Source organism: Candidatus Omnitrophota bacterium (assembly GCA_040755155.1).
Classification (GTDB): domain Bacteria; phylum Hinthialibacterota; class Hinthialibacteria; order Hinthialibacterales; family Hinthialibacteraceae; genus JBFMBP01.
In genome coordinates, this window is record JBFMBP010000020.1 from 1 (window position 1) to 25,800 (window position 25,800).

The 25,800-nt window shown below is 51.1% G+C and carries 24 protein-coding genes and 2 pseudogenes; 11 read left to right on the forward strand and 15 right to left on the reverse strand.

Going from position 1 to position 25,800, the window contains the following annotated elements; genetic code table 11:
- Window positions 1-387 precede the first annotated feature (387 nt).
- The 5 genes from creD to AB1656_02255 all read right to left on the reverse strand — a co-directional run bounded on the left by creD (window position 388) and on the right by AB1656_02255 (window position 6,073).
- Window positions 388-1,737 (reverse strand): cell envelope integrity protein CreD, encoded by a 1,350-nt coding sequence (creD, locus tag AB1656_02235; protein MEW6234183.1) that lies wholly within the window; start codon window positions 1,735-1,737, stop codon window positions 388-390.
- A gap of 199 nt (window positions 1,738-1,936) precedes the next feature.
- Window positions 1,937-2,668 (reverse strand): di-trans,poly-cis-decaprenylcistransferase, encoded by a 732-nt coding sequence (locus tag AB1656_02240; GenBank protein MEW6234184.1) that lies wholly within the window; start codon window positions 2,666-2,668, stop codon window positions 1,937-1,939.
- Window positions 2,669-2,694: 26 nt separating this feature from the next.
- Window positions 2,695-3,090, reverse strand: a complete 396-nt coding sequence (locus AB1656_02245; GenBank protein MEW6234185.1) for a transcriptional regulator — start codon at window positions 3,088-3,090, stop codon at window positions 2,695-2,697.
- Window positions 3,080-3,691 carry a hypothetical protein gene (locus AB1656_02250; GenBank protein MEW6234186.1) on the reverse strand — a complete coding sequence of 204 codons (612 nt, stop codon included), beginning with the start codon at window positions 3,689-3,691 and terminating at the stop codon, window positions 3,080-3,082. Before AB1656_02250 ends, AB1656_02245 begins: the two co-directional genes overlap by 11 nt.
- A 540-nt stretch (window positions 3,692-4,231) precedes the next feature.
- Window positions 4,232-6,073, reverse strand: a complete 1,842-nt coding sequence (locus AB1656_02255) for an NPCBM/NEW2 domain-containing protein (GenBank protein ID MEW6234187.1) — start codon at window positions 6,071-6,073, stop codon at window positions 4,232-4,234.
- 10 nt (window positions 6,074-6,083) lie between these two features.
- Here AB1656_02255 and AB1656_02260 point away from each other — a divergent pair, with 10 nt between their 5' ends.
- The 4 genes from AB1656_02260 to AB1656_02275 all read left to right on the forward strand — a co-directional run bounded on the left by AB1656_02260 (window position 6,084) and on the right by AB1656_02275 (window position 10,169).
- A complete protein-coding gene (locus AB1656_02260; GenBank protein MEW6234188.1) occupies window positions 6,084-6,539 on the forward strand; it encodes a thioesterase family protein in 456 nt (151 codons plus the stop codon).
- Window positions 6,540-6,982: 443 nt separating this feature from the next.
- A complete protein-coding gene (locus tag AB1656_02265; GenBank protein ID MEW6234189.1) occupies window positions 6,983-7,285 on the forward strand; it encodes a nucleotidyltransferase family protein in 303 nt (100 codons plus the stop codon).
- The gene (locus AB1656_02270; protein MEW6234190.1) at window positions 7,275-7,631 is read left to right on the forward strand and encodes a HepT-like ribonuclease domain-containing protein; all 357 of its coding nucleotides are present in this window, start codon (window positions 7,275-7,277) and stop codon (window positions 7,629-7,631) included. Before AB1656_02265 ends, AB1656_02270 begins: the two co-directional genes overlap by 11 nt.
- Before the next feature lie 186 nt (window positions 7,632-7,817).
- Complete coding sequence (locus tag AB1656_02275) at window positions 7,818-10,169, forward strand: hypothetical protein (protein MEW6234191.1); 2,352 nt, start codon at window positions 7,818-7,820, stop codon at window positions 10,167-10,169.
- 152 nt (window positions 10,170-10,321) lie between these two features.
- Here the strand turns inward: AB1656_02275 and AB1656_02280 are convergent, their stop codons facing one another.
- On the reverse strand, window positions 10,322-10,828 hold the full coding sequence (locus AB1656_02280; GenBank protein MEW6234192.1) for a MogA/MoaB family molybdenum cofactor biosynthesis protein: 507 nt from the start codon (window positions 10,826-10,828) through the stop codon (window positions 10,322-10,324).
- A 211-nt stretch (window positions 10,829-11,039) separates the two neighbouring features.
- Between AB1656_02280 and AB1656_02285 the strand changes: the two genes are divergently transcribed.
- Window positions 11,040-11,852, forward strand: a complete 813-nt coding sequence (locus AB1656_02285; protein MEW6234193.1) for a MotA/TolQ/ExbB proton channel family protein — start codon at window positions 11,040-11,042, stop codon at window positions 11,850-11,852.
- Between the two features lie 12 nt (window positions 11,853-11,864).
- A complete protein-coding gene (locus tag AB1656_02290; GenBank protein MEW6234194.1) occupies window positions 11,865-12,296 on the forward strand; it encodes a biopolymer transporter ExbD in 432 nt (143 codons plus the stop codon).
- Window positions 12,297-12,713: 417 nt separating this feature from the next.
- On the opposite strand, the gene AB1656_02295 is transcribed toward AB1656_02290, so the two are convergent.
- The 3 genes and pseudogenes from AB1656_02295 to AB1656_02305 form a co-directional block, all read right to left on the reverse strand.
- Window positions 12,714-14,480, reverse strand: coding sequence for an SGNH/GDSL hydrolase family protein (locus tag AB1656_02295; GenBank protein ID MEW6234195.1), 1,767 nt, complete (start codon window positions 14,478-14,480; stop codon window positions 12,714-12,716).
- A gap of 256 nt (window positions 14,481-14,736) precedes the next feature.
- A pseudogene (locus AB1656_02300) lies at window positions 14,737-14,964 on the reverse strand (CopG family transcriptional regulator).
- Window positions 14,951-15,220, reverse strand: a pseudogene (locus AB1656_02305) (BrnT family toxin). The pseudogenes AB1656_02300 and AB1656_02305 overlap by 14 nt, the downstream one beginning before the upstream one ends.
- A gap of 108 nt (window positions 15,221-15,328) precedes the next feature.
- Between AB1656_02305 and AB1656_02310 the strand changes: the two are divergent.
- Window positions 15,329-15,514: a hypothetical protein gene (locus AB1656_02310; protein MEW6234196.1), complete on the forward strand. Its 186-nt coding sequence runs from the start codon at window positions 15,329-15,331 to the stop codon at window positions 15,512-15,514.
- 48 nt (window positions 15,515-15,562) lie between these two features.
- On the opposite strand, the gene AB1656_02315 is transcribed toward AB1656_02310, so the two are convergent.
- Together AB1656_02315 and AB1656_02320 are read right to left on the reverse strand one after the other, a co-directional pair.
- Complete coding sequence (locus AB1656_02315) at window positions 15,563-17,998, reverse strand: glycosyltransferase (protein ID MEW6234197.1); 2,436 nt, start codon at window positions 17,996-17,998, stop codon at window positions 15,563-15,565.
- A gap of 157 nt (window positions 17,999-18,155) precedes the next feature.
- Window positions 18,156-18,578 (reverse strand): nucleoside 2-deoxyribosyltransferase, encoded by a 423-nt coding sequence (locus tag AB1656_02320; protein ID MEW6234198.1) that lies wholly within the window; start codon window positions 18,576-18,578, stop codon window positions 18,156-18,158.
- A gap of 257 nt (window positions 18,579-18,835) precedes the next feature.
- Here AB1656_02320 and AB1656_02325 point away from each other — a divergent pair, with 257 nt between their 5' ends.
- Window positions 18,836-19,234: a YkgJ family cysteine cluster protein gene (locus tag AB1656_02325; GenBank protein ID MEW6234199.1), complete on the forward strand. Its 399-nt coding sequence runs from the start codon at window positions 18,836-18,838 to the stop codon at window positions 19,232-19,234.
- 55 nt (window positions 19,235-19,289) lie between these two features.
- Window positions 19,290-19,841 carry a manganese efflux pump MntP family protein gene (locus AB1656_02330; protein MEW6234200.1) on the forward strand — a complete coding sequence of 184 codons (552 nt, stop codon included), beginning with the start codon at window positions 19,290-19,292 and terminating at the stop codon, window positions 19,839-19,841.
- On the opposite strand, the gene AB1656_02335 is transcribed toward AB1656_02330, so the two are convergent.
- Genes AB1656_02335 through AB1656_02345 form a run of 3 tightly spaced genes read right to left on the reverse strand, consistent with a single transcriptional unit; the run spans window position 19,838 to window position 22,695 of the window.
- On the reverse strand, window positions 19,838-20,029 hold the full coding sequence (locus tag AB1656_02335) for a hypothetical protein (GenBank protein ID MEW6234201.1): 192 nt from the start codon (window positions 20,027-20,029) through the stop codon (window positions 19,838-19,840). The two genes, AB1656_02330 and AB1656_02335, sit on opposite strands and share 4 nt — an antisense overlap.
- A gap of 32 nt (window positions 20,030-20,061) precedes the next feature.
- On the reverse strand, window positions 20,062-20,187 hold the full coding sequence (locus AB1656_02340) for a hypothetical protein (GenBank protein MEW6234202.1): 126 nt from the start codon (window positions 20,185-20,187) through the stop codon (window positions 20,062-20,064).
- Between the two features lie 3 nt (window positions 20,188-20,190).
- Window positions 20,191-22,695 carry an NHL repeat-containing protein gene (locus AB1656_02345; protein MEW6234203.1) on the reverse strand — a complete coding sequence of 835 codons (2,505 nt, stop codon included), beginning with the start codon at window positions 22,693-22,695 and terminating at the stop codon, window positions 20,191-20,193.
- Window positions 22,696-22,895: 200 nt separating this feature from the next.
- On the opposite strand from AB1656_02345, the gene AB1656_02350 reads away from it, so the two are divergent.
- Window positions 22,896-23,483, forward strand: coding sequence for a sigma-70 family RNA polymerase sigma factor (locus AB1656_02350; GenBank protein MEW6234204.1), 588 nt, complete (start codon window positions 22,896-22,898; stop codon window positions 23,481-23,483).
- Window positions 23,476-24,084, forward strand: a complete 609-nt coding sequence (locus AB1656_02355; GenBank protein MEW6234205.1) for a hypothetical protein — start codon at window positions 23,476-23,478, stop codon at window positions 24,082-24,084. Before AB1656_02350 ends, AB1656_02355 begins: the two co-directional genes overlap by 8 nt.
- Window positions 24,085-24,159: 75 nt before the next feature.
- Here AB1656_02355 and AB1656_02360 read toward each other — a convergent pair whose 3' ends face one another.
- Window positions 24,160-25,359 carry an MFS transporter gene (locus AB1656_02360; GenBank protein MEW6234206.1) on the reverse strand — a complete coding sequence of 400 codons (1,200 nt, stop codon included), beginning with the start codon at window positions 25,357-25,359 and terminating at the stop codon, window positions 24,160-24,162.
- Between the last annotated feature and the right edge of the window lie 441 nt (window positions 25,360-25,800).

Genomic DNA, 25,800 nt, shown 5'->3' on the forward strand with positions numbered 1-25,800 from the left:
CTCCCAACCTCCCCCAACTTGGGGGAGGAGAAATAAAACTGGCGGGGCGCGGGAAATGAGGCGCGAGGATGCCTCTTTGCAAAACATTTGCCGAACCGTCATCGTTCCTCTCCCTTTTTCAAGTCGTAGAGTAGGCTCAAAGCCGTAGGGTGGGATCAAAGCGAAGCGTAGCCCACCACTTCCCCCAGTCCCCCAGCCTCAATTCGCCAGGGTGATATTGATCTCGATTTTCGTTTCCTTGCTCAAATTTTTCGTCCCGGAACAAGCGATCGTTTCCTTCCCGGAATAACCGTTCGTTTTCACCAGAATTGGCAATCCCGATGAAGGAAGAGATACATCACGGCAATCAGATGGAATTTCATCAAAGAAGGAAGCGAATAAACATTCCTATTCTCTTGCCGGGATCTCGGAGTTATACCAATCGACTCGGCGGGTGATAAACATGACTACAGCAAGAATTACGAATAGACCGAGCGATCCAATCAGAAGCGCGTAATCTCCATTGGTCAACAGGATGTACAAGTAAGCATAGAGCCCGGCGATCAGGGCGGCCACAATCGCCGTTTGCTTAAAGCGATGAAAAATCGAATAACTATATGAACCCGTCATTCCTATAACAGCCATACAGGCGAGAACGTAAGCGAGTAAAAAGCCCAAGTGTTCCATCAAAGACAGTTCCAGCAGATAGAACATACACAGAGAGGCGCCCAGCAATAGGTATTGGATCGGATGAACGCGGACTCCTGCCAGTAGTTCGATCAGCCAAACTATGGTAAACGTAAGGAGGATAAACAGACTGGCGTATTTGACGCTGCGTTCAGCCATCCGGTAGGAATTCATAAGGTCGATCAGATTGACTCCGAACCGTGAGTTCTGAATGTTTTCACGAAAATCAGTTTGTCCCGTCCATGCCTGGGGGTAATTCCGGCCTAGGAAAGGTATTTTCCACTTTGCGATAAAATGGTTATCCGATACGCTTCGATCGATGGGAAGCCAAGCGCCTTGAAAACTAGGATTGCCCGAATTGGAATTCAGATCGACAATCGTTTCCTGTCCAAAAGGAACGAAAAACAAGCCCACACTACCGTTCAACGCAAGGGGAAACGCGAACTCGTACTGTTGGATTTCCGCATTGATCGCCACTAAGGCGTGAATTCCGGTATTACTTCCCGTGCAGTATTCTACGCCAGGAAGAAAGGGAAACCGGTTGCTGTTCCAAGATATTTCGGTTTGTTCTTGAATGGCGTGCGCATCGGATATTCCCAGCGTAATTTGAGCGCGTTCCCAGATAACGCTCGCCGGATCAATTCCCAGTTCTTTAAAATTCAGTGCAGGAAAGACGCCTGAAACAGTCAGATTCAATTTATAAACCGGAACGGAATAGATCCCCCGAAAAAGAGCGGCGCAATCCAATTTTCCCGCAACCTGCAACTTTTCCGGCAGAAAAATCGCATGCCGAGTCTCGGTGTGATTAATTAGTTGACCGGTCGCACTCATCTCGTTCCATTGATACGTATAAGGAACAATCAAAGCAGGCCCGTTGATAGATTGCGATTGTCCCCACTTTGAAGAAATTTCTTCAATAACGGATTGCTGCCGACCTTGACGCTCGTTCACTAAGCTTCCGATCATGAATATCGGTATTTGGAGAAAGAGAACAAGAATGCCTACTCCTATAAGGCGTACAATCTTTGATTGGCGAATCGATGTTATGACGTGATTCAATGAGTTTTGCATGATTCATTCTTCTCCTATAATGGGATGGGGAAAATTTCCTAAAATGCTCCCCATTGTCTAGACAAGAAATCGTAAAAATCAGGTGGAAAGCGACTTTTCTTTTATCTTCCCTTTCTCCGGATCAGATCAAAGGGACAAGGGGCAACGGAAGTCGCGTAGGGTGGGCTCAAAGCGAAGCGTAGCCCATCATTACGATCGCCTAAGCCGTAGCCGCTTGGGGCAGAGCGCCGAATCTTCTCTCCCGATGGTGAAATTCCCGGATCGCCGCTTCCATATCGTCGGCAGTGAAATCCGGCCACATCGTTTCAAGAAATACCAACTCGGCATAAGCGCATTCCCAGAGGAGAAAATCGCTCAAACGCCGCTCGCCGCCGGTGCGGATAAGCAGATCGACGTCGGGAACGGCGGGATGGGCATGGTTGACCTCGGCCAGGCGCTGAGCGAAATTCTCCCGCGTCGCATCGCCGCTTCCGTCAAGCCGGGAGGCGGCGAAGAGAATGGAGTCGCGGGCGGAATAATCGATGGCGATGCGCAGGAGCATCTTTTCGCCCTGAGCCGTCGCCGCTTCCGCGCTTTCGACCGCCGCGCGCAAGCTGCGGGAAAGACGATCGCGGCGGCCAATGACGTTCAAGCGAATGCCGTTTTCCAGGCATTGCTTCCGTTCTTTGCGCAGAAAATCGTAAAAGAGGCTCATAAGGAGATTCACTTCGGACATCGGGCGTTTCCAATTGTCGGAGGAAAAGGCGTAAAGAGTCAGCGTAGTCACTCCCAGACGAAGCGCCGCCTCCACGGCGCGGCGCACGGCGTGGGAGCCTTGGCGATGGCCTTCGCCGCGAGGAAACCCGCGCTGAACGGCCCAACGTCCGTTGCCATCCATAATGATGGCGACATGGAACGAAGCGGAATTCAATGGGCAAAAAGCGCTTTGCATCATAAAGTACTCCTTGAAAAAAAATTTCAGCGTCCTTTCATGGCCTGGATCAAGGCCTCCATATGCGACAGGTAGCGTTCTAGCGCACATCGGCCTTCGGGAGCAAGGCGGTATTCCGTTTTGGGAATGCGGCCCTCGAAGGATTTGACGCAAACGATATATTGCGCTTCCTCCAACTTGCGCGCATGAACGCTGAGATTGCCGTCGGTGGTGTTAAGAATCTTCTTCAATTCGTTGAAGGTCAGCGTTTCATTCACAGCCAAAGCGCTGACGATGCCTAGACGGATGCGTTCATGAATCAACCGGTCCAATTTCGCAGGATCGGATTTGGACAAGATCGCGTGCACCACGCGCAGATCTTCGGAGTCCGCCGGACAAGCGGAGGGATGGTCTTTGTGCAAAACGTTATTTTTAGCCACCATGCCTCCAGGCGATGATTGCGCCGAAAAGAATATGCAAACCGCCGAAGCCCAAAGCCAGCATGAAGTTTCCCCATGCGGTCGGAAGAAAGAGCGTAACAGCGCCGACGGCGGCGAAGCAAGCGCCCATGAGGGGAATGACGCGCACGGAAAACGCGCCGCCGGTAATGACGCCGACGCCGTAAAGCAAAAGCCAAAGACCGGGAAGCGCGTCTGTCATTCCTTGCCGGAACAAGACGGCGGTCAGCGGAACCCCCGCCAGAATAGGAGCGATAAGATTAAGCATGAACTTTCCCCCCGCGCCGGAAAAAAGCGATGAATTGGCCAGGCGGGCTTTATACCCCATCGAAACGATGCCGATTAAAATGGCAAGGATCGAATCGCCCAGCCAAAGATAAAGCCAATTTCCGGTTCCGGCGAAGCGGGAAGAGATGACGGCGGTCATAATGGCCGTGCCGCCCATCAAAATCATTCCCCAGCCGGGAACGGCGGTAAAAGAAGCGGAGCGCTCCATCACCTGGCGAATGAAGCGAAGATCGTTCATGGCGTGCACATGCAGCGCCGGAGCGTCTTTAGGCTGATCTTGAAAGATTCGGTTCTGCATAGAATAATTCTATCCCCATTATTCGCATTCGTCAAGTACTTTATATCATAAAGTTGATAAGGAAAACGAATACGTAAACTACTAGTAACGCCTTTTTTTCTTTTTTCCATTTTTTTAATTTCTTTAATCGTAAGAGGATTATCTTTAATTTCATGCCTGCCATAAAAAAAGTGGGTGGCAAGGGCAAGGCGTCAGCCTGCCCTTGAGAGATTGATCAAAGGCAGACTTCGTCTTGCCTTGCCGCTCCCGTCAACCATCGTCATCCCAGCCTTGAAAGGCTGGGCTATTTTAAATGCCCCTTTAAAGGGGCAAACGATAATAGCCCGCTGTTTCAACGGCGGGGCGGCAGGTCTTTTCTTCCTGCAATCGCCGAGGGCCATTTCTCGGTAGAGGGGCTTAATCATTCCAATGGGTGGCAAGGGCAAGGCGTCAGCCTGCCCTTGAGAGATCGATCAAAGGCAGACTTCGTCTTGCCTTGCCGCCCCCGTCATTCATCATTCATCACTCATCATTCCAAGTAAAGCACAACCCGCCATCCCCCTACGGACGCTCCGCGCGCAGAACGCAGGCGAGCGCCCAATCGGCATGATCGCCCTTGGTATCGTTTTCCGCATTATCGACGATTAACGTCAAGCGGTTGGTTCCTTCCTCTTTCTTGGGCAAATGGACAAGGACGAAGCATGGGTGGGAATAGGGGATGGTCAACGGTCCCTCGTATTTCATTTCGCCATTAACCAAAACGGAAAAAGAAACGGTTCCCCATCCCGGATACTCATCGTAAAGCATCAACGCTTCGGCGTCCACGCCCGTCCAGCATTGAAAGACATCGTACTCGCCGGGGACGTCGTATTCGATGCGGGATTTGGCGTGCGCGCCCAGGCCGTAACGGTAGATTCGATCGCCGATGCGCAATTGATTTCCATCGGTGGAAAGGTCTATCCCCACGCCATAGCCGGGCGGAGGATCGGCGGCCAGTTCGGGAGGAACAGCGGGCCAATCCTGTTGCGAAAAGACTGGCTTTATATGGCTAAGATAGAGGATGCGCGGGTCCTCTTCCCTTCCCCGGTTGCGCGCCCATAGCAAAAACGCCGATAGCAACATGGCGAAAAGAAGCGCATTCGCCATAATGGAAAACCGGCGATGAGGACTGGCGGGAAGAATCCATTCGTAAGCAATAAAGAGGACGAATAAAATTACATTGGCGGCGGCAATCCAAATTCCTTGAGAAGCATCAATTTCAGACGCTTGGCGAATCTCGCCGATAAGCGGACAGATCGTTATTAAATTCATAAGAAAAGTGAAAGTCAAAGCGGCGTAGAAGCAGCGGCGCGATCGGCTGGCGGCGGCCAATAAGGCGTAAAAAATGAAGAAAGGAAACAAGTAGCGCTCATGAACCTTCACTGGCAACATGTAGAAAGCGAGAGCGGCGAAGGAAACGGCGGCGAGAATCCCTTCCTCGCTGGAGCGCTTAACGATTGCGTAAAGGCTTACTAAAAAAGCCGCGCCGAATAGCGCCGTCCCCAAATTCTTATAGGTTAAATAAACCACAAGAGCATTGGCTGACAATTCGCCATCGCTGCCGAACAACCAGCCCCAGATGCGTTCGGGCAGGATATTAGGATCGGAATGCAGCCGCCATAAATTGAACGCCCCGATGGTTACGCTTTGGCCCCATTGGAAATTTTCCGTCACGCAGCGCAGCCATAATGTCGGCAATTTTCCCGCGGCGATAAAGGGCGATAAGATGAGCAGCGCAGCGAGAACGAATCCCGCCAACGCGATGAATGCGGCTTTACCGCCCTTGCGCAAAAGAGGAACCAGGAAAAAAAGCGGAAGGAAAGGCAAGGCTTGAATCTTCATCAACAGCGCCGCCGCCAGCGCCGCCCCGCCGTAGAAAAATCGCCCATCCAGCAGCCAGAGCAGCGAGAATAACAGCAGCGCCGCGAAGATGGCGTCCACCTGGCCGTAATAGACGCTGACGTAAATGACGGCGGGATTGAGGTAATAAAGCGCCATCGCCCATAATCCAGCCGATTCGCCCCGCCGCTTGGCGAGCCAATGATAAAGCCCCCAGGCGGCAACGGCTTCGAACAGAACCGTCGCGCTCTTTATCAGGCAAAGAAACAAGCGCGATTCGAAGGGCGCGGAAAAAAACAGCCGGAAGACCTTGGCTAATAAATATAAAACGTAAAGATAAACCGGCGGATAGTTGATTAGGCGATGCTCGAAGGCTTCGGGATGGTCGTAGATGGAGAGCAAGCCTTCGTTGGCCATATATTTTGCCCAAGAGGAGAAGAAGATAAAATCCTGCTCGAAGCCGATGACAGGAAGAAAAGGAAGACGCAGTAAAAGTCCCAACAAAAGCAAAGTACGAAACCGCATCGAGGGTTCCATGAAGAAATCGAGATTGAATTTGACCTTTCCCATTCGCGTTTATCCCTACCGAGTCTATTACGCGGACACCGACGCCGGAGGCGTAGTCTATTATGCGCAGTATCTCAGAATCTTCGAACGGATGCGAGCGCTCTACGTCGAAGAATACGGGCTAACGCTGCGGGAAATGGCCGAACGCAACTGCGTCTTCGTCTGCCGCCGGGCGGAAGTGGATTACCTCTCCCCCGCCCTCTTGGACGACAAACTGGAGGTCAAAACCTGGATATCCGAGTTGGGGGGAGCGTATTTGACTTTTCAATACGAAATCGTCTGCCCGGAAAGAACCGGCGAGGAAGGCCAACCAGCGCGCATCGCTGCAGGAATCACCAAAATGGCCTGTTGCCGCCGGGACGAAAGCGTCATGAAAACGTGCAGGATCCCCTCCTGGGTATTGGAACGGTTGGGGGATTCTTAAGACTTTCTAAATTGAATTGCCGGTTAGAATGAACTATTCGACTTATCATATCATATTACGCAGCCTGGGAGTACGGGCATCCTGCCCGCAAATTTGGAAGACCGTTCCAGAGCGATGGACAGGTCTTATTTATTGTTGCGTTTTTTAATCGCGAAACCGCGAAACGGCGCGAAATCCACGAAATTTTCGAATCACGGATATTGCGAGTTCTTTTGGATTCCACAGAAATATCTTTCTCGCAGCTCGATTACTTGCATCGACAGTTTTTCTTTTCTTTTTTTCGCGTTTTTCTTTTCCTTTCGTGTTTTCGCGATTCAATCGACGAGAGTAAGAGATTCCTTTAATTATTCATTGCGCGTAACATGAGTTAATACATTGCGCTTATTTGGAAGCATAACCACTTAATGCGAGGGCGATATTAGCAATTAGGAGAACAGCGAATCATGGAGCCGCGCATTCCAATCGACAGGGAAAAAATCGAAAAATTCTGCGCCAAATGGAGCGTCAAGGAGTTTTATCTCTTCGGTTCCGTGCTGCGGGACGATTTCGGACCGGACAGCGATGTGGACGTTTGCGTCCGATTCGATCCAAACGCGCCGTGGGATTTGATGCACATTGTCGAGATGATCGAGGAATTGGAAGGGATTTTCGGCAGAAAGGTCGATTTATTGGAGGCTGACGCCATACGCAATCCATTTCGAAAAAAAAGGATTCTTCAAACGCGGAGGTTGATTTATGCCGCGTGAAAAAGAAGACGCAACCTACTTGTGGGATATGTTGGAAGCTTGCCGGAAAATCGAAACGATAATTTCGGGAAAAACATGGCGGGATTTCGAATGCGATATGGTGATTCGCCACGCCGTGGAACGATTGATCGAAATCATAGGCGAAGCGGCGCGAAATATATCCGCTGAATTTAAAACGCTTCATCCGGAAATTCCTTGGAAAGGAATCATCGGTCAGCGTCATATCATCGCCCATGAATACGCAGAGATCCAATACGAAAGAATATGGAAAATTGCAACGAATCGCATTCCTGAACTTCTATATCAATTAACGCCTCTCGTTCGAATCCCCGAAAACGAAGAATAGTGCTTTAGAGAAATGGGGAATTTCATCACGATACTCGTTCCCGCCTTGTCGATAAGTCGTTTTGGTAATCGTACGCAAGAATAAAATCTCGCCGCAAGGCTCTTGTAGATTGACCATACTATCGGCTCGTGGTAAAAACGGAGCAGAGATTTTTCTCCATTATTACGATGCGATAGCGATAAAAGCATGGGCGAGCGTTTTTCGATTTTTCTCCTTTTCACCATCGGAATGAATCTTTTCTGCGGCGTTGCGGCGTTGGCGCAGGATGCTGGGGGGCGTCCTCCCTTGGAAATCTTGCGCGGCTCGCCCCAGTACGATTTCGTCAACGAGATTCTCACCGTCGCGCCCGACGAAAAAGGACTAGCCGCCATCGAGCAGGAGGAATTGTCGGTTACGGCGCAACATCTCGTCTACAATATGAAGTCGGAAATCCTCAACGCCACCGGCGACGCCCGGCTGTGGGATCATGGCTCAATTCTGCGGGGGGAGAGCTTGCAATACAACTTCGCCTTCAAATCGGGAAGCATGATGGGCGTGCAAAACTCCGAACTGTCGGACGGCGTCTATTTCAGCGGCAAGCAGCTGGATTTCGAGGAGAGAACGGCGGAGCCGGTAAAAGGCGCCACGGAACCGCAAAAACTGCGCGTGTATACGATGCATGACGGCATGGTAACCACCAACGACATGCCCTATCCTTATTACCAGATCGACTACGATAAATTAGTTCTAATGCCGAATAAGAGGATGTGGGTCTACAATCTCACCTTCGTCACCAACGGCGTCCCTCTGATGTATTCCCCCTTTTATACGAAATCGCTGAGAGAACACCGCGTCGCCTATTTTATCGAAGTGGGAAGTTATCGGCATCTGGGAACGGCGGTCTTCAACCGCATTCTTTACCGCATGTCGGAAGAATATACGTTCAACGTCTACGGCGATTACTATTCGCGCATCGGCTTCGGCAAAGGCGCGAAAGCGGAATTCGACGTGAACGGCCCCTACGGCCCCAAAGGATTCCTCTACGGATACCACATCGATCAAGACGGCTCCGACAACGACAATATTTTCGAAGACAGCGACCGTTATCACATCGCGGGCACTTATGGGCAAGATTTGCCCTACAACATGCGGCTGCAAATCCAAGGACACAAGCTTTCCGATTCGGAATACCGCTGGGATTTCCGGCGGCCGGAACGGGTGCGGGAGATGAAAGTAAGAGAGAGCGAAAAAGACCCCGTCTCCTTTATCAATTTATCGAAAACCTGGGAAGACCAAAGCGCCCGCATCACCTACGCCTCCCGCTTCGAGCCTTTTTATTACAACGGTCTGCCTTACGTGGAACGGTTGCCGGAAATCCATGTCGAGCAATACCCGATGCGGCTATTTGGTTCAGGCATCTACGCCGTCATGCGATTGGATTATGGACGCTACCGGCGGGAGGAGGGCGCCACCTATCCTATCAACAAGAACGTCCTGTTCGATCAAACCAATTACGTGGACGACGTGGAACGCTACGATGCGGAACTGACGCTGTCGTACCCCCTTGCGCTACCGTCGAATTTTCATCTCAAGCCCTGGCTGGGCTATCGGGGAACGTATTACGGCGACCCGTCGCGTTCCATCGACGATCCCAACCTGGCAGGATATCAATTTACGGAATACGATTTCGATTCCGAAATGCGATCCATGCCGGAGGGAGGGCTGGAACTCTCAACGCGGCGCACGTACGAGTTCGATCCCTTTCTGGACCGCTTCGCGCGAATGCGGGCGGTTGTGGAGCCGGTTCTGCAATACAGCTATTATCATCCAGATAACGCTTTGGAAGAGATTATGTCGGGACCGGCGCGCTTTCCCTATATCGATCCAACGGACGAAATCCGATACCAAATGCACCGCGTTTCGTCTTTAGTGCGCACGACGATTCAAGGGAAAAACGAAGCGGGATTCTCCAGCGATTTCGCTTACCTGGCGGCGGGAGCGTCGTTCGACATGATTTCCGACGGCAATTTGAAATACGACAACTTCGAATATTTCGACGATCCCGCTGAACATGACGATTATCGTTTTTCCGACCTGATCGAGGAGTTTCGCATCTACCCCTTTCCCTGGATTTCGCTGGGCAATACGCTGCGCTACGACATCGACGACAGTTTGGTGCGCTCGTCGTACTATTACGCCAATTTGAATCCGGTAAAAACGCTGGAATTGAGCGCGGGATTTTATACCTATGAATTTCCTTTCTTATATCACAACGCCCCCTATTACGAAGAAGGAGGACAAGAAGACCTCATCTTCAGCCTGAGATACGACATCTCCAAAAAATGGCAAGTTTATTACTCGACGCGATACGATGTGGACAGTTCGGTATTTCGTTCGAACCGCGTAGGCCTATTGCGAGATTTATACGATTTTTACGCCTTGTTCGAAGTGGAGTATGAAGAACATCCATTTCTGGAAGACGATCTGTCCTTTAACTTCAGCATCCATTTCTGGGGCATCGGAGGCCGCCAAGGGCAGAACATTCCCGTGCGGTTTTGATAACTCATGTTACGCAATTCATTTTCCCTCGCCCTTTGGGAGAGGGTCAGGGTGAGGGATTAAATCCACTAATATCAACCCTCACCTAACCTCTCCCAATCTTGGGAGAGGGATTTTAAATGCGACAAATTAAATGGCGATTGGAATAAACCCTATTTCAATTGACTCTGGCAATCAACAACCTGTTTTTTCAGCAACCGGACGGCGTGTTCCAGCGGTTTTAATACCCAAGTCAAACAATCGACCGCTCCTTGTGGACTTCCTGGAAGGTTGAGAAGAAATACGTCATGAACAACGCCTGCCGTGGCGCGGGAGAGTATAGCGTAGGGCGTTTTTTCCAAAGAACGGCGGCGCATTTCTTCGCCGAAGCCGGGCAATTCCTTCTCGAGGAGCGAGCGCGCGACATCGACCGAGCAATCGCGGGGGCCGATGCCGGTTCCCCCGGAGGTCAAGATAACGTCGTAATCGCCGGAAACTGCGAGATCGAGTATCTTTTTTCGCAACCGTTCGGCGTCGTCCGGCAAGACATCCAATCTGACGCATTCGCCGCCATTCTTCTCGATCAACGTCCGCAGAAGCGGTCCGGCGGCGTCTTCCCGCACTCCCAGGGCGGCGCGGTCGCTTAAAACGATAATCGCGAAACGTATTCCTTTCAGCATTGATTTTTCCTAAAATCGTTTATGATTGATTCGTTCGCCTCCGCGGCTCCTCGATGGCGATGATAATGCGCCGACGGCGAAAATCGAAGGAAAAGGCGCAATGGCGTAACCAAGAGTTGTTCTTTTCGTTGGTATATATTAGTATCGATAGAGCATACCTGCAAACGGAGCCTCATCGATCGGCGCATGAATCGAGTAAGGATAAGAATCAATGAATACGCGCATTCCATGGACAATCGCTCTACTTTTATTCTCCATCCTATTCGTCTCGCTGGACGGACCAGGAGCATGGGCGCAAAAAACCGGCGCAGCGTCGGAAGTGATCCCGGCTACCGGGACACCGGCGGGATTAACGGCGAGCGAGGAAGAACAGGGAATGACGCTTTACGATCTGTTGAAAGCGGGCGGCTGGGTCATGTATATCATCGGCGCATTATCCATCCTGGCGCTGGGATTGACGATCTATTATTCCATAACTTTAACGGAACGCAATGTCGTATCCAACGAACTGGTTATGCAGATTCGGCATTACCTCCAAGATCGGCGCTATGACGATATCGCTCGTTTGTGCCGCCGCTCGAAAGGAATGTTCGGCAAGGTGATTCTGGCGGGCGTAACGCGCGGCGCCATCGATCCCGGCGGCGTCTCTTCTACGATGGAAGCCGTCGGACGCCGCGAAGCGGAAGCCTTGATGCGAAAGGCGCGCCATTTATCCGATATCGCCACGATTGCGCCGATGCTGGGGCTTTTAGGCACGGTGTTGGGAATGATCAACGCCTTCAATTTCATCGCCTTCGACATCAGCGCCGTTAAGCCGGTGGCGTTAGCCAGCGCCGTCGCCCAGGCGCTGGTTACTACGGCGGCGGGTTTGATCGTCGCTATCCCTTGTATGGGCATTTTCTTCTATTTCCGGGGAAAGGTCCAATTTCTCGTAGGAAGAGTAGAAGAAGTGGCGGTGGAAATCGCCGAGGCGCTCTCTTCAACGGACGCAACCAAACGCAAAACCACGATTCGCAAAGGCTGAGAGGGATCGAACATGAATTTTCTTGGCCGCTATCGCGAAGATGAACCCGGCATCCCAATGGCGCCGATGATCGACATTATTTTTCTTTTGTTGATCTTCTTCATCACAACGTCCGTCTTCGCCCGTCTTGAAAACGAACTCGCCATCACCGTTCCCACGGCGGAAACCGCTACAACTCCCAAACGAAACCTCGGCGAGTTGGTCGTCAACCTCCGGCAGGATGGAACGATTATCGTCAATCAGCGAAAAATTACCCTCGATCAACTCTCCGGCCTCCTGACCCGCATCTCCCAAAATTTCTCCGATCAATCCGTCATTATACGAGGCGACAGAAATTCCCGCTTGGAAGATACAATCCATGTGATGGATGTTTGCGCCAAGGTTGGCGTATGGAACGTTCGCTTCGGAGCATTGCCTCCCGAAGAAAATAAGCGAACGCCCTAATTCCATTCACATTCGAAGGCGCCGCATTCGCAACTCATTGAATTTCTTATACTAACCTCTTGCCGCTCGCCATGAATCGCTGTTGTTGACAACCCCAGCAAAAAAAGTCGAAAAAAAGCGTTACGAAATCATTAGAAATGCGTTTTTATTAATAGAATTTTTTAAGAGAGAAAAGAGATAACGTTTCAAAAGAGAAGAGAAAAACGATAAACCGAACCGAAAAGGCATAACCAAATTGAAATAAACCCACCCTCACGCATACACCACACATTCCCAACTGCTACGGTTCCTCCCGAACCGTCTCCCCTCTGGCGCACCCTCCTCCAGAGGGATTTTTTTTTGCCCTTTAGCTGATTTTCCTGGATGAATAGCAGATAGAGCCGCGCCCTCGGCTCCATCCATGATTTCCTATAATGGCTATTGCCATTGAATCGTATACTTCGGCGAAGCCGCCTCGCCGTCCGCATAATTCAAACTTACGCTCGCAGGCAAATTCGGTATGGGAGTTTTATTATACCAACTGGGAGTCGACCAAACGATCGGTTCCAAATTGTTGCCATTCAACTTAACCTTTTGACGATGGACGAGCGTCTCCTTTTTTTCCGCATTCGTTTGCCAAAAATCGATAAAGAGATCTTTTTTGGGAACTTCCATAAATTTCCAAACGGAACCAGCAACCCAAGGCCCCGGCGTCGCCATCGCCAGAATTCTTTTCAGATGGACGGGATAAGCGTCCTCTTTTTCTTGCGGCGTCTCTTTCCACATTGGCGCGCCTGGCCACGGATGGAAAGCGAATTCTCTTTCGCGTTCGGGCAAATTATTCAGAAATTGGGAAGGAATAGCGAAATAAGATCTTTTGACGATGTTTACCCGATTGATTTCCGGCGCCATTCTTTCCGCCAGAATCCGTTGCGCTTCCTTGGTGATATGGCCGTCCGTTCTCTCGAACCATTCTTTTGGGGAAGGTTGGGATTGCAGCATTTGCAAACCGTCGAAAAATTTTATCCCCGCCTGCTTGCACCACGAACGCGCCAATCGCTTCAACTCTTCGTCAAAGGCTAGATCAGACATCAGGATCGTTTGGGAAAAAGTGGAGAACGGCTTTTCCGCAGCCGTCAGCGATTGCAAAAAATTGGGAATATAAAGCATATAGACGGGCATGTTCTTCCGCGCCTGCAATACTCCGAAAGCAGCGATTATGGCTCGAAATTTGCATTTGGCGATCGCCGTTCGTTCGGGATGCAAAAAGAAGTACTGATTTTGCTTCGCTCCTTGGGCGTACCAGGAACTCCAAGCGATATGCGCCTTGGCATCGGGAATGATCTCTTTGATCCGCTCCAAGGAAAGATTGGAGAGAGGTCCCGTTTGTCTTTGCTTGTAAACAGCTTCGGCATTTTTTTTCCAACTCAACGCAGGTCTGTTGACGAAAATCAAGTAATCGACAAGATCGAAAAACCGGAAATGATCCGTTAAAAAACGCCAAACCGGCCCACGAAAATGATTATCGTCCGGCTGCTGAAAAACAAGAGGCCGGGAATCCGCTTCCAGAGGCGCCAACCGTCCCTGCATATAATCGTTCATCGCTGGACCGTCGCTTAACTCGCAATCCACCAAATCGTTGCCGCCGTAAAAACACCAAACAATTGCGTCGGGATTAGTAGAATCGGCCAATGTAAGGACGCGCAACAATTGCTGATAGGGAGAATAACTGCCGACCGCCGCATTGATAACGTCGGCATGAAGATAGCTTTTCGCCAAAATTTTTTGTAAACTGGCCGTAAACGTTTTCTTTTCGGATAGAGTGCTATGGATATGGCTGTCTCCCGCCGCGAGAACCCGCATCGTTCCCTTCGGTTTGGGAAGATCGACATCCGGCCCCAATGTTCCGATCCGATTGCTGCGCTTCCAGCTGATCCCCCCGTCGGCGCCGATAAAGCAGACCTCAAGATTCGGTTCGATGCTCCACCCCAACAAAGGATCCAAAGCGAAAATAGCGGATTGGTTGGTTCCCAGCGGACAAGGAATCATCCATCGCAAAACCAACTCCACCAGACAATAACAAATAAAGAAACCTAGAAAAATCGCCGTCACGGCAAAGGCAATTTTCCGGGAACGCTTAGCAGGCGCGGAAGGCGGATTTTCCGCCGTTTCCGCCGCTGGATTTTGCACGGTTTCTTGGACCAAGATGCCGGTTTCCCCCTTATGTATAGTTTGTTCCTTACTATATTCATTCCCCCCCTAGTTAACAAGATTGACCGTTTACGTCGCGAGTTTTTTTATGTTTCTTCTCCAATATATGCGAAGAGAAAAAAATTCAGGAAGCAATCTACTTGTAAATAAGCAAAGCGAATCGAAAGAAGCGCGATCCGCCTTTGTTTACCATGAATTCATAAAGCGATGCGCAAGGGAGCGCAATGGAAGGGCTGCTTCGTCTGGTCGTTCAAACCTTCGTCTTTTCCAAACGCTCGGCGATCCAGACTTTGATAAGGGATTGGCGGGGCACGCCCAAGCGCTTCGATTCTTTATCCAATAATTGAATCATCCATAAGGGGAAATCGACATTAACCCGCTTCTGCTCCTGTCCCGGCCTTTTCGCTTTGGATAGATCGAGCTATGGAGTAATGTCCATCCCTTCGTCGAATTTTTTATCGAACTCATTCGCCTTCATAAATGTCAACCTCTTCTTTTCGGGAGCGTCTTGCGGAAATAATCCTTATTATCTCTCCCCTGTACGTAAAAACTGCCGACCAATGTTTTCCCAATATCTTGCCGATCATCAAAAATCTTGGCTCATCGATCGTCTTTGCTGATATCTCTATTCTATCGGGATCGTTCCATTAAAATTGCGCTTCCAGGAAATCGATGCCGTGTTTTTCTTTATTGCCGCCGCTCTTATTCGGATCGAATTCAAATTCAAGGCGCAACTCGTTGCGAAACGAAGAAATGAAAAAGAGAATGCAAAATCAATAAATGTATTAACTTCTTACGATGGAAGAGTAGTTGTAGTAAGGCCGTTAAACGAATGGAGTTCATTGAAAAAACGATCTAATGCAGTATTTGTTTTCATCAAAAACGCCGAAGGGCAATGGAAGAAATGCCAAATCGAAACCAATGGCGCGGAGATCGTTCAAGAAATTCTTCTCAGCGGCGATGGAAGCAAACTGTTATGGATACCTTCGAAAATCCCTTCCAGCGTGGATATGTCTTTGCATCCGTAGGGTCGAGCAAAGCCAACCTCAGCGATGTTTTGTTAGCCAAAACCATCATCACTTCGCAATGGACAACATCTTCTCCCCCAGATGCGGCGGTTGTTCGAAATGGAACGACGGCTTGGCCGGTTCCGGCAAATCGGAATCGGTGATCGATTGCCAGAAGCCGGAAAAGATGCGCTCCTCCGCAAACCGCTCCTCGGCATAGGCCGCCGCCTTTCGTCCCATCTCTTGGCGCTTGGCGCCGTCTTCCAATAAGCCGCACACCGCTTCGATAAAGCCTTCGTCCGACCGGGCGACGATCCCGGTTTCGCGCGGGTCGATCAATTCCTGCGGGCCGCCCTCGTTCATCACAATGCAGGGAAGGCCGGAGGCCTGGGCCTCGATTATTACGTTGCCGAAGGTGTCCAAGAGGCCCGGATAAACGAAAAGGTCGGAGGAAGCGTAAGCGGCGGCCAGGTCGTCGCCGAACTTGGCACCGGTCATGACGAAGCGGGAGAAGGAGGCGGTTTTGCGCCGCATTTCCTTGAAATACGGCCCGTCGCCGACGCAGTGCAAAACGAAATTTTCGTACCGAGGCGCCAAGGTTTCGTAAAGCCGCACCAGCAGATCGACGTTTTTGTCCTTGGACATGCGTCCTACGAAGAGCATCTTGCATTCCGCTTTCATCGGCCAATAATTCTCGCGGCGGCGGGCGGGAGAGAAGAACTTTGTATCCACCCACCGTTCCAAAATCGCCGTCCGTTCGGGAGAAATGCCCAAATTATGGATATCTTCCAAATACCATTTCGACGGTGAGAATACCTTGTCTGCATAGCGGTAGAACATTTTCGTGAGCAATAACGCCAACTCGGCGAACATGGGATCGTCGGAAACGTTCAGGGCGATGCGGGGCAGATCGGTGTGATAGATGCCGTAGAGCGGAACCCGCAACAGTTTGGCGCAAATCACGCCCATCACGCCCACCGGCCCCGGGGTGCTGACTACGATGGAATCGACGTCTTCGTCTTCGATGTATTTCAATATCTTCAAAATGGATGGAACCGCGATATTCACTTTTTCATAGCCGGGAGTGGGAAATTCCTGCACCGGCGGAAAATTGACGACGTTTTCGCAGGCATCGAAAACGGAAGAGTGAGACGTAACGATGCGCAAATCCTTCTCACGCTTCACCGCCGCTTCCAGAAAAACGCGGCAGGTTTTGGATACGCCGTCCATATTGACAAACGAGTCCGTAAACCAGGCCACTTTCGGCTTGCGCTTGACGCCCAGCCATTTTTCTCCTTTGTAGATCAAATCGCGCTCGCCGTGCAGGTTCTTCATGGTCATCATATATGAGCCGATCACCACCGGCGCAAAGAGGATGAAATAGTGCAGCAGTTTGGGCTTGTTGACGACGCGGACGATCATCTCGTCGAGAACGTCGCTGGCGAGGTTGAAGACGCTTTCGTTGTATTCCTCGCGCGTCATATGGCCTTCTTCGAAGAGGGACTTGAAACTGACGTTGTTGCGGATAATTTCGCGGATTTCTTCGATCAGGTTCAACTTGGCCCCCCGCGGACGGCGGAAATAATTGAAAATCCTTTTCAGGCGTTTAGCGAAATAGGCCTTCGATGGAATCTTCATGGGGCGGTTGCGCTCGAAAATGCGTCCGAGTATGGTGAGCAGTTCGCCCGATTCCGGCCCCATCTTGCTGCGGTAGTATTGATAGGCGATGCTGTTGACCTGATGAGCGAGCGTAAGGCAGCCATCGCTGGCGCCGCAGGGGCGGGTCTTCCCCCGCCGCAGGCCTTCCAAAAGGCCCGCCTTCGTCATGGTCTCCAATTCCACCTCCGTATAGCACGTGCCGATGAAGAGGCCGCTATGGTCGTCCGTGCCCGCATAGACGAACTTCTCCCACGGGCGTTCGCCTACCGGCGCGAGGCCGTGCTTGTCGGCCAGCCGTTCGATCTCCTCCTTCGTCAATTGGGCGAGAACTTGCTCCACGACGCGATTGAGTCGGCGCAGGCGGGTGCCGTTCAAAACTTCGTGCCGCTTGAACAAGAGCAGCAGTTTTTCGAAATGCTCCCAGGTCGTCCGCCCGTTCACTTTATGGAGAGGATGGGCGCAGAAGTGAAGGATGTTTTCTTGATTGAGGTAATCGACGAGGTGGTAGATGTCTTGCCGCGCTTCCTGAATTTCCAAATGCTGGCGGTCGCTGATTCCCAGGCAGACCACGTGAACCTTCACGTCTCCGGGGAAATAGGTCGTAACCTCTTCGCCGGTGACGACATTGTCGTAATGTTCGATTTCCCGCACGCCCGCGATGGTGTTGTGGTCGGTGATGACGACGAAATCCATTCCCCGCTGCATCGCCGTTTCGCGCACCTGTTCGGGCGAAGTAAAACTTTCCGGGCATCCCAACCGCTGCATCAACCATAATGAAGGACGGTCGGAAGCCCACGAATGGCAGTGCAAATCGATTTTCGCGATTCGAGACTCAATATTCATCATTAATCCTCAATCCTTGCTGCTCTTGTGAAACGCTTTTCGTTAGAGATACTGGTGGGCTACGCTTTGCTTTGAGCCCACCCTACGCGATTCATTGGCGTGAAAGCGAATGCGGGCAAGATGCCCGCTCTCCCAGGGCGCCCCGCCCAGCCAAACGACTTCAGTCGCCCGCCGGTGGAAAATGGCGTTGAATATAATCGATCGCCGCTTCCAATGTGGGAAGAATCTTAGTGCAGAATCTCGCCATCCAAGGACTACAATCCGAAAACGGAATCGGTGAGAAAGATACGACGAACTTTCCCAAATCGTGGGCGGCGTAAAAGACTTCCATCGCCGTTCCGATGCTGGGCTTGCAATAATTGACCAACAGAATGTCCGCGTCGCGGATATCTTGCAGATCGAATTCGACGATTTCGTTGGCGCTGTCGACTTCGTTATCCTTAAAATCGCGCCGCATGGGATCGAGCATGTGAAAGCGGCCGTTCAACGATCGCTTGGCGATATCCCGCCAACTCCTGGCTTCGCCGTCGATCTCTCCCATGATGGGACCGCACAAATAAATGGTTTTGCGTTTTTCGGTCATCCGATGCCATTCGCTTTCTACGGAATAATATGACGATCGCGTTCGAGAAAGATTAAGCCCCCGTTAAGAAATCGTTAAAACGCTTCGGCTGAAGCCGCGAGAAAATGCCAACGATTCGCCTAGCTTCCTGGTAAGTTTTTGCGCAATTCTTATAATAAAGGGAATCGAGTAGAAACCCAAGCTGATGTGCATTTATTTGTTTCGATTCTCGCTTCGCGCCGCCGACGATTCTAGCCAAGAGGACGCCAAAACCCGCCATGTTCCCTATTCTACCCGAATCCCTATGCGAACGCTGCCTGGCCATATGTTGCAAATACATCACGGTGGAAATCGACAAGCCGCGCAGCAAACGCGCCTTTGACGATATCCGCTGGTATCTGCTGCATGAGGGCGTCACGCTCCTGATCGATAAAAACCGGTGGATGGTCAAGTTTCCCACCACGTGCACGGCGCTGAACGAAGACAACATCTGCACCATCTACGAAAATCGCCCCGTCACCTGCCGGGAATACAAGACCGACAACTGCGATTATTACACGGAATACGAGGGATGGGAGACGGATTTCGTCGAAATCGAAACCCCGGAAGAATTCGACAAGTATTTAAAAACCAAAAAGAAAAAAACAGCCTCCCCCAAAAAAAATTCCAAAAAGTAATAACGCCGTTTCATGGCGCTTTTCGGAAAGCGTTTCCCGCGCCATTCTATACGGCATGAAAACGTTCGCTTTCTGGGAAATCCTCGCCGTGGCGGCGGCGCTGGGCAGCGACGCCTTCAGCGTCTGTCTCGTCGTCGGCTCCAACAAGCGCTTTAAAGGCCAGGCCTTCCGCCTGGGTTTTCATTTTGCTCTGTTCCAATCCATGATGACGATTATCGGCTGGTACGCGGGGCGCCCCTTCGTCCATTGGGCGCAAAGCTGGGATCATTGGCTGGCGTCGGGCATCGTATTCGTCATAGCGATACATATGCTTTACGAAGCCATCTGGCCGGGCGAGAAGAAAACGGAAATCGACCGCTCGCGAGGGTGGTTTCTGGTAACGCTGTCGCTGGCCACCAGCATCGACGCCCTGGCGATGGGACTCGCATTCAGCGTGCTGAACGTCTCGCCTTGGCGCCCCAGCCTCATCATCGGCCTAGTGGCGGGCGCCATGTCGCTGACAGGCCTCTATATGGGGCGCACCTTGCGCGCCTCCATCGGCCAATCCGTAGAAATCGCCGGAGGCATTTTCCTGCTGCTGATCGCGGGGAAGTTGTTTACGATTTAACGTATGCTGTAGTAGTATTCCTCTTCTTCAAAATAAATTCTTTCAGGTTGTTCTTCCATTCTTGGAACAATAAATTCTTTATCGACAAGAGCATAGGTCCCGATCTTCGTAAGTTTAACAAAATCAATGAGTTTCTCTCCACCGTTCTTTTTCGTTTTCGAGATTTTCTTTTCTTTAATTAAGGTCATAATGATTTTATCCCCCATCAATCTATAAGAATTTACGCTTTTTTCGCGTCCTTCTTTTTTTCGTGATTTCGTGATTCAAAAAAATGTAATTTTATAGCCTCTCTCTTAAATTCCATTACTTCTTCCATCTCGGCTATGCCATATTCATCACTCATCATTCATCACTCCTTCCCCTCCCACATCCTCCAATCCAAAATCCCCACCGAACCGTAAGGCAGCAGCATTCCTGCATGGCCTGTTGGAATCGCGATCAACGTTTGCATATAATAACCGGCGGCTTCGATGCCCATATTCGTCGCGAACAAGGTTTTCGCGTATTCTCCACGGCCGAAGGCTAAATCGACCGGTCCCGACATCCAGCGAGTGAAGACGACGAAATTTTTGTTGGGATCGATGCGGTAGACGAAGCCCGCCATGCCGTCGGCGGCGTAGAGATTGCCGTCCTGGTCGAAGGCCATGCCTTCCAAACTGTCGGTAAACGGCTCCATGAACGTTTCCAATGTTCCATTTAGCAGTAAGCGATAAATGCCGCTGTTGCCCTTATCGGCATTGCAAATATAGAGCATTCCGTCAGGCGCAAAGGCCAGGCCGTTGGGATTGCGGATAGAGGAAACCAGCGTTTCTCTCGTCCCATCGGGGCGGATGCGGTCCACCGTATCCGAACCGATCTGGGCGACGATGAGGTTGTTGTCTTTATCGAAAGCGATATCGACGGGGAAATTCAAATCGGAGACTACCGTTTGCGTCGCTCCGTCCGGAGAGATTTTCATCACGGAATACGTGCGGGCGTTGGACAGGTAGAGATCGCCGTTATGGTCGAAAGCGAGCGCGTTGGGTCCGAGCGTTCCTCCGCCCGTGGCTTCGCCAACGACGAGGGTTTTCGTCGCACCGGAAATATCGGCTTTGATGACGGAGCCGGTTTGGGAATCCGTAAAATAGAGCGCATTGTCTTTATCGACGGCTAAAGCGTACATCATTCCTCTATGCGCAGCCACGATGCGCGGCGGTGGCAGGGTAATGTCCATCGCCGTGTTCTTGGTATAGGCGGAATCGGTGATGGTCATGAAAAAAATATCGTCCGGCTTGGCTGGAAGATCGATTTCCACCGGCTGGCCTTTTTGAATCGCAAAAACGAAATCGGGCAAGCCGGATTCGAAGGTCATGGTGGCGGATAACGGATAGGTATCGTCGAGTATGGCGGCGGTGGGGATGGAAATATGAACTCCAGCAGCGGCGGGAGATACATCGATCCACGGTTCGAAGATGCGCGGCTCTCCCCGGTCGAAGGTGGTTCCTTCCGCGAATTGGATGATGTATACGCCAGTCAATTGCTGCAAATATTCCTGCGTGGGCGATGCGAACGCCTGCACGCGGTACACGCCGGACGCCAGTTGTATGCCGCTGAGCAAAGCGAACTGGCCGTCGGCGGAATTGTCGTTAAAATAGACCTCATTCCCGGCGGAATCGAGCACCCGCACCGCCGGATCGAGATAATGCCATGTTGGCGTTACGAGAATTGAATAGGTTTTGCCTTCCTCCGCCGTAAAGACGTATTCGTCCGCATCGCCGATCGGGCCGATCACGCCGGAAAGATAAATCCCATGTTCCAGAACGGCTCCGTCCTCTTCGTCCTCCATCAACGATGTCTCGACGCCCAAAGCGCCGGACTGTCTCGGTGTTTCTCCCGCAACGATGAAAAACAAAGATTCTTCTCTGATGGGTGTAAAACCGGGAATGGCGACATAGTCGTATCCCTCTGTGGGGGAGCTGGAAGATAACACTCCCATATTCGCATCCGTCAGGGCGGCGATGGGAACGAAGCCATCCACCCCCGTAGCGGTAAACATATAAACTCGGTCTTCGAACAGCAACATTTCATAAACAAAAACGTCGCCCGGCAAAGCGGTTTTTTCCGTCAACTCGAACGGCGGACTGTAGAGAGGAACGTTCTTGACGGCCAATTCGTAAGGGCCGATGGCGTCTTCCGTCGAGCCTTGAATCAAAACCATATAGGTTCCCGTGACGGGAGGATTGTAGAGAATCATCGAAGCGGACGTGAAATAATCGTCATTCATGGCGGCTAAATTTCCCGTTGGATCGAAGACGCCCATCACCGAATCGAGAATGCCATAAGGAGCGCGGACGAGGAAGAAAACGGGCGTATCCTTGCGCAGATAGACGTTGAAGATGTCCTGATCCGTCATCGAAGCGATATACCCCGATTTGCTTTCGCCGATCTGAATGTTGCGGTCGGCTTCGTCGGCGCCCAAAACCTGGATGCGAAAGGTATAATCCACCGGCTCCGTTAGGCCGATAAATTCGATGCGAAATTTATACGTCGCCGTGTTGGGGATCGTCTGGATCATATAAGCCCCGGCGAAATCGAGATCGTTCAATCCTTCGTTGACAAAAATCGGCTGATTGCGCACGTCTAGCAGCGTCAACCGCAGGGAAAAGTCCCATTCGGCAAGGTCCAACAGCGCTTCCACCAAGACGCCTCTCGTTCCTTGGAAGGTATAAGTCGCCGATGGCGCGGCGGGCGTCAGCGTCCCGTTGACTTGTTGATTGAATCCGATCGCGGTCTCTTGGCCAAAAGCCGATGGCGCATTCCCCAAAAACAACAAAAGCATTCCCAATATCGCTGGAAACAATAAACGGTTCCGCATCGTTTTTAACCCTCGCTAATAAGATAATCCTTACTCTAAATCAAATTATGGCGGGAGGGAATGAAAAAATGTAAATACTTGTCCTTCCTTTGCATATCCGTAGGGTGGGCTCAAAGCGATGCGTAGCCCACCAAGGAAGATTTTTTTCACTCTATAGAACCTTTTCCTCTCTTCCAGCGTCCTTTATAAGGGAGAACAACATGGCGAACGATATAAAACGGAAACGTTACTGCGAACTTCTTGCCTTGCGCTATCGCCGGGGCGACGCATCCGCGCTGGAAGAACTCATCAAGATGTGGGAACAACCGCTTTTTTATTACGTCCGCCGTTTAACCGATTCGGAAGAGGACGCCTGGGATTGCCTGCAAGAGACATGGATCAAAGTCATGCGCCAGCTGCATCGCTTGCGGGACGACCAAAGCCTGGCGGCGTGGCTGTACAAAATTGCGCGCAATACGGTCATGAGCCATTACCGGCGATCCAAGCGGCTGCTTTCCCTCGACGAAGAGGAAAATGTTCCCGCCGATATTATGGAAGAATACCATCTCGCCATTGCTCCCGAGGATATCCTCGACGTTCATCGCGCCATCGAGTCGTTGAATCTCCCCCAACGGGAAGCGATTACCTTGCATTTCTTGGAAAATTTCACTTTGGAAGAAATTGCGGACATTACCCAGACGCCGATCGGAACCATCAAATCGAGACTCTATCACGCAAAAACTCGTCTTCGCCAAGCCTTAACCGAAAGTAAACCTTCCGATGCGCCGAAAGGAGAACGCCATGCTTGATCCTTCTTTGCGCGAAAAATTATTCGGCGCGGAAAAGCAAACGCCTTCGCTGAAAGCGGAGTATGAAAGGAAAGTCAAAGCCATGATCGAACGAGAATTAACTCAATGGGAACGAATTGAAAATATGGCGGGAATTGTCTTCGGCATCGTTACGGCGCTCGCTTCCGCCGCCGCGCTCGTCTTCAGCGCTTTTTACGACTTCCCCAACGCGTTGCGCCTTGTGCTTGGACTGTTGTTTTGCTTTTGCGTCATAGGCGCAACCTATAGTTTTTACATCCTATCGAAAGGCAAGATCAATCTGCGGCGCGATAGAAATATCGAATTTACTTTTATATGGATTTTCGTATCCATCATCGTCTTCGTCTTGTTCATCGGAGGGGCGATGGATCGAAATGCAAGCGCCGGTCTTTATAAAGCATTAATGGGAATATTCATACTTCTTATCGCCATTATGGCTACGATATGCCGAACCATCGAACTGCTGGGCGTGGATATCAAAGAAAAACTATTGTCCCTCGAATTGGAAATCGCCGAATTGAAAGACCGCCCATCCACCCCAGAAAAAACGGGCGACTCTCCCACCAGCGATAGATTAAAATGATGAGTGATGAGTGATGAAAAAGATTGATGGGTCAAAAAACGCGACCCATCCTACGGCCCCGCCACCCCGCCGTTCTTAATTTCCTTCCTGATTTTCCAAGACTAGATTCGTGGAATTCGATCTGATCGGGAAAATCAGAAATAGGGAAACCAGGATAAACGCCGATCCTAAAAAGAAGGGAGTGGAGGGACTCCAGGCGTCGAAGAGATAGGTTCCCATCAAGGGGCCGAGGATGCGTCCCATGCTGGCCATGGATTGGTTTAATCCCAATATGCCGCCTTGGACCTCCTGCGCGCTGCATTGGGAGAGCATGCTGGCCATGCAGGGCATGACGAAGCCGGAAGAGAAAGCCAGCAAAAACGCCGCCGCCGCCAGCATCGCCGCCGTAGGGGCCAAGCCAATGCAGAGCAGTCCCAAGAGTACGCCGCCGATGCCCATCGAGAGCATGAGACGGTCGCCGAACCGCTTCGCCGCGCGGCCTACGACGCCTCCCTGAACGAAAACGATAATGGCTCCAATGGCGAACAAGAGAGCGCTGTTTTGCCGGTCCGTAAGGCCGAAGACATTGGCGACATAAAAACCCAATGTACTTTCCATCGAGGCGAATGCGATATAGTAGAACAACGAAACCGTTAACAGGCGAGGAACGAAGGGGACATTAAGCGCCGATTTCAGGATTTCCAGCGAAAATCGCCGCCGTTCGCTATGATTGCGCTCGTTCGGAATCATGGTTTCCGGCAAAAGCAGCAACGCCAATAATAAGTCCGCGCCCGAAAGCGCCGCCGCAATGAGGAAGGGCAGGCTGTAATGTTGCTCCAAGCCCACGATTCCGGCTACGGCGGGTCCCATCGTGAATCCCAAACCAATCGCCGCGCCCACCAGCCCCATCCCTTTGGTGCGTTCCTTGGGCGGCAGGCAGTCGGCCATGATGGATTGAGCCGTGGCGATGTTGGCCGCCGCCGCGCCGGAAAGCAGGCGCGAGGCAAAAAGCCATGCCAGCGAATGCGCATAAGCAAAGAGGAGATATCCCGCCGCCGATCCCGCCAAACTGACTAAAATCACCGGCCTGCGCCCGATGCGGTCGGACAGACGTCCCCAAACCGGCGCGAAGAGGAATTGAGCGATGGAATAAGAAGCCATCAAGAGGCCGCCCTGAAATGCGGAGGCTCCGAAATGCTTGATGACGTAGGGCAACAGGGGAATGAGTATGCCGAAACCCAATAAATCCAGGAATACCGTAAAAAAGACGATGGTGAGAATGGAGGCTTTTTTCATGAATCTCGCTTTAGGATGAAAAGGATTGGAGAACGTTTTCTTATTAACTCATGTTTCGCGCAATGGGTAATTAAAGGAATCTCTTACTCTCGTCGTTTGAATCACGAAAACGCGAAATGAAAAAGAAAAACACGAAATAAAGAAAAGAAAAACTGTTAGCCTAAGGTATAGCGTTCTACGATGTTTTTTCCGTGAAATCCTAAAGAATCCGCGAAGTCCGCGATTCAAAAAAGCAACGAAGAATAAAATCCATGCACTGTATTGGATCGCTACTCCAATCTGCGGACGATACGTCCGCTCTCCCAGGCTGCGTAACATGAGTTATTAAGAGTAACAAGCATACCCCCGTTTTCCAAATTGAAAACGGGGGATGTATGAATTAGCGCTGAATATTCGGCTGGGGAATGCGCTGAGGAGCGCCATTTACTATCTCAAGGGCAA

What these genes read in the sequence shown, in the direction of transcription:
- AB1656_02320 (MEW6234198.1), bottom strand. Translation starts at nt 18,578, where the DNA reads ATGACCGAAAAACGCAAAACCATTTATTTGTGCGGTCCCATCATGGGA.
- AB1656_02285 (MEW6234193.1), top strand. Translation starts at nt 11,040, where the DNA reads ATGAATACGCGCATTCCATGGACAATCGCTCTACTTTTATTCTCCATC.
- AB1656_02360 (MEW6234206.1), bottom strand. Translation starts at nt 25,359, where the DNA reads ATGAAAAAAGCCTCCATTCTCACCATCGTCTTTTTTACGGTATTCCTG.
- AB1656_02265 (MEW6234189.1), top strand. Translation starts at nt 6,983, where the DNA reads ATGGAGCCGCGCATTCCAATCGACAGGGAAAAAATCGAAAAATTCTGC.
- AB1656_02315 (MEW6234197.1), bottom strand. Translation starts at nt 17,998, where the DNA reads ATGATGAATATTGAGTCTCGAATCGCGAAAATCGATTTGCACTGCCAT.
- AB1656_02270 (MEW6234190.1), top strand. Translation starts at nt 7,275, where the DNA reads ATGCCGCGTGAAAAAGAAGACGCAACCTACTTGTGGGATATGTTGGAA.
- AB1656_02350 (MEW6234204.1), top strand. Translation starts at nt 22,896, where the DNA reads ATGGCGAACGATATAAAACGGAAACGTTACTGCGAACTTCTTGCCTTG.
- AB1656_02335 (MEW6234201.1), bottom strand. Translation starts at nt 20,029, where the DNA reads ATGACCTTAATTAAAGAAAAGAAAATCTCGAAAACGAAAAAGAACGGT.
- AB1656_02280 (MEW6234192.1), bottom strand. Translation starts at nt 10,828, where the DNA reads ATGCTGAAAGGAATACGTTTCGCGATTATCGTTTTAAGCGACCGCGCC.
- AB1656_02290 (MEW6234194.1), top strand. Translation starts at nt 11,865, where the DNA reads ATGAATTTTCTTGGCCGCTATCGCGAAGATGAACCCGGCATCCCAATG.
- AB1656_02330 (MEW6234200.1), top strand. Translation starts at nt 19,290, where the DNA reads ATGAAAACGTTCGCTTTCTGGGAAATCCTCGCCGTGGCGGCGGCGCTG.
- creD (MEW6234183.1), bottom strand. Translation starts at nt 1,737, where the DNA reads ATGCAAAACTCATTGAATCACGTCATAACATCGATTCGCCAATCAAAG.
- AB1656_02340 (MEW6234202.1), bottom strand. Translation starts at nt 20,187, where the DNA reads ATGATGAGTGATGAATATGGCATAGCCGAGATGGAAGAAGTAATGGAA.
- AB1656_02245 (MEW6234185.1), bottom strand. Translation starts at nt 3,090, where the DNA reads ATGGTGGCTAAAAATAACGTTTTGCACAAAGACCATCCCTCCGCTTGT.
- AB1656_02240 (MEW6234184.1), bottom strand. Translation starts at nt 2,668, where the DNA reads ATGCAAAGCGCTTTTTGCCCATTGAATTCCGCTTCGTTCCATGTCGCC.
- AB1656_02250 (MEW6234186.1), bottom strand. Translation starts at nt 3,691, where the DNA reads ATGCAGAACCGAATCTTTCAAGATCAGCCTAAAGACGCTCCGGCGCTG.
- AB1656_02275 (MEW6234191.1), top strand. Translation starts at nt 7,818, where the DNA reads ATGGGCGAGCGTTTTTCGATTTTTCTCCTTTTCACCATCGGAATGAAT.
- AB1656_02325 (MEW6234199.1), top strand. Translation starts at nt 18,836, where the DNA reads ATGTTCCCTATTCTACCCGAATCCCTATGCGAACGCTGCCTGGCCATA.
- AB1656_02345 (MEW6234203.1), bottom strand. Translation starts at nt 22,695, where the DNA reads ATGCGGAACCGTTTATTGTTTCCAGCGATATTGGGAATGCTTTTGTTG.
- AB1656_02355 (MEW6234205.1), top strand. Translation starts at nt 23,476, where the DNA reads ATGCTTGATCCTTCTTTGCGCGAAAAATTATTCGGCGCGGAAAAGCAA.
- AB1656_02255 (MEW6234187.1), bottom strand. Translation starts at nt 6,073, where the DNA reads ATGCGGTTTCGTACTTTGCTTTTGTTGGGACTTTTACTGCGTCTTCCT.
- AB1656_02260 (MEW6234188.1), top strand. Translation starts at nt 6,084, where the DNA reads ATGAAGAAATCGAGATTGAATTTGACCTTTCCCATTCGCGTTTATCCC.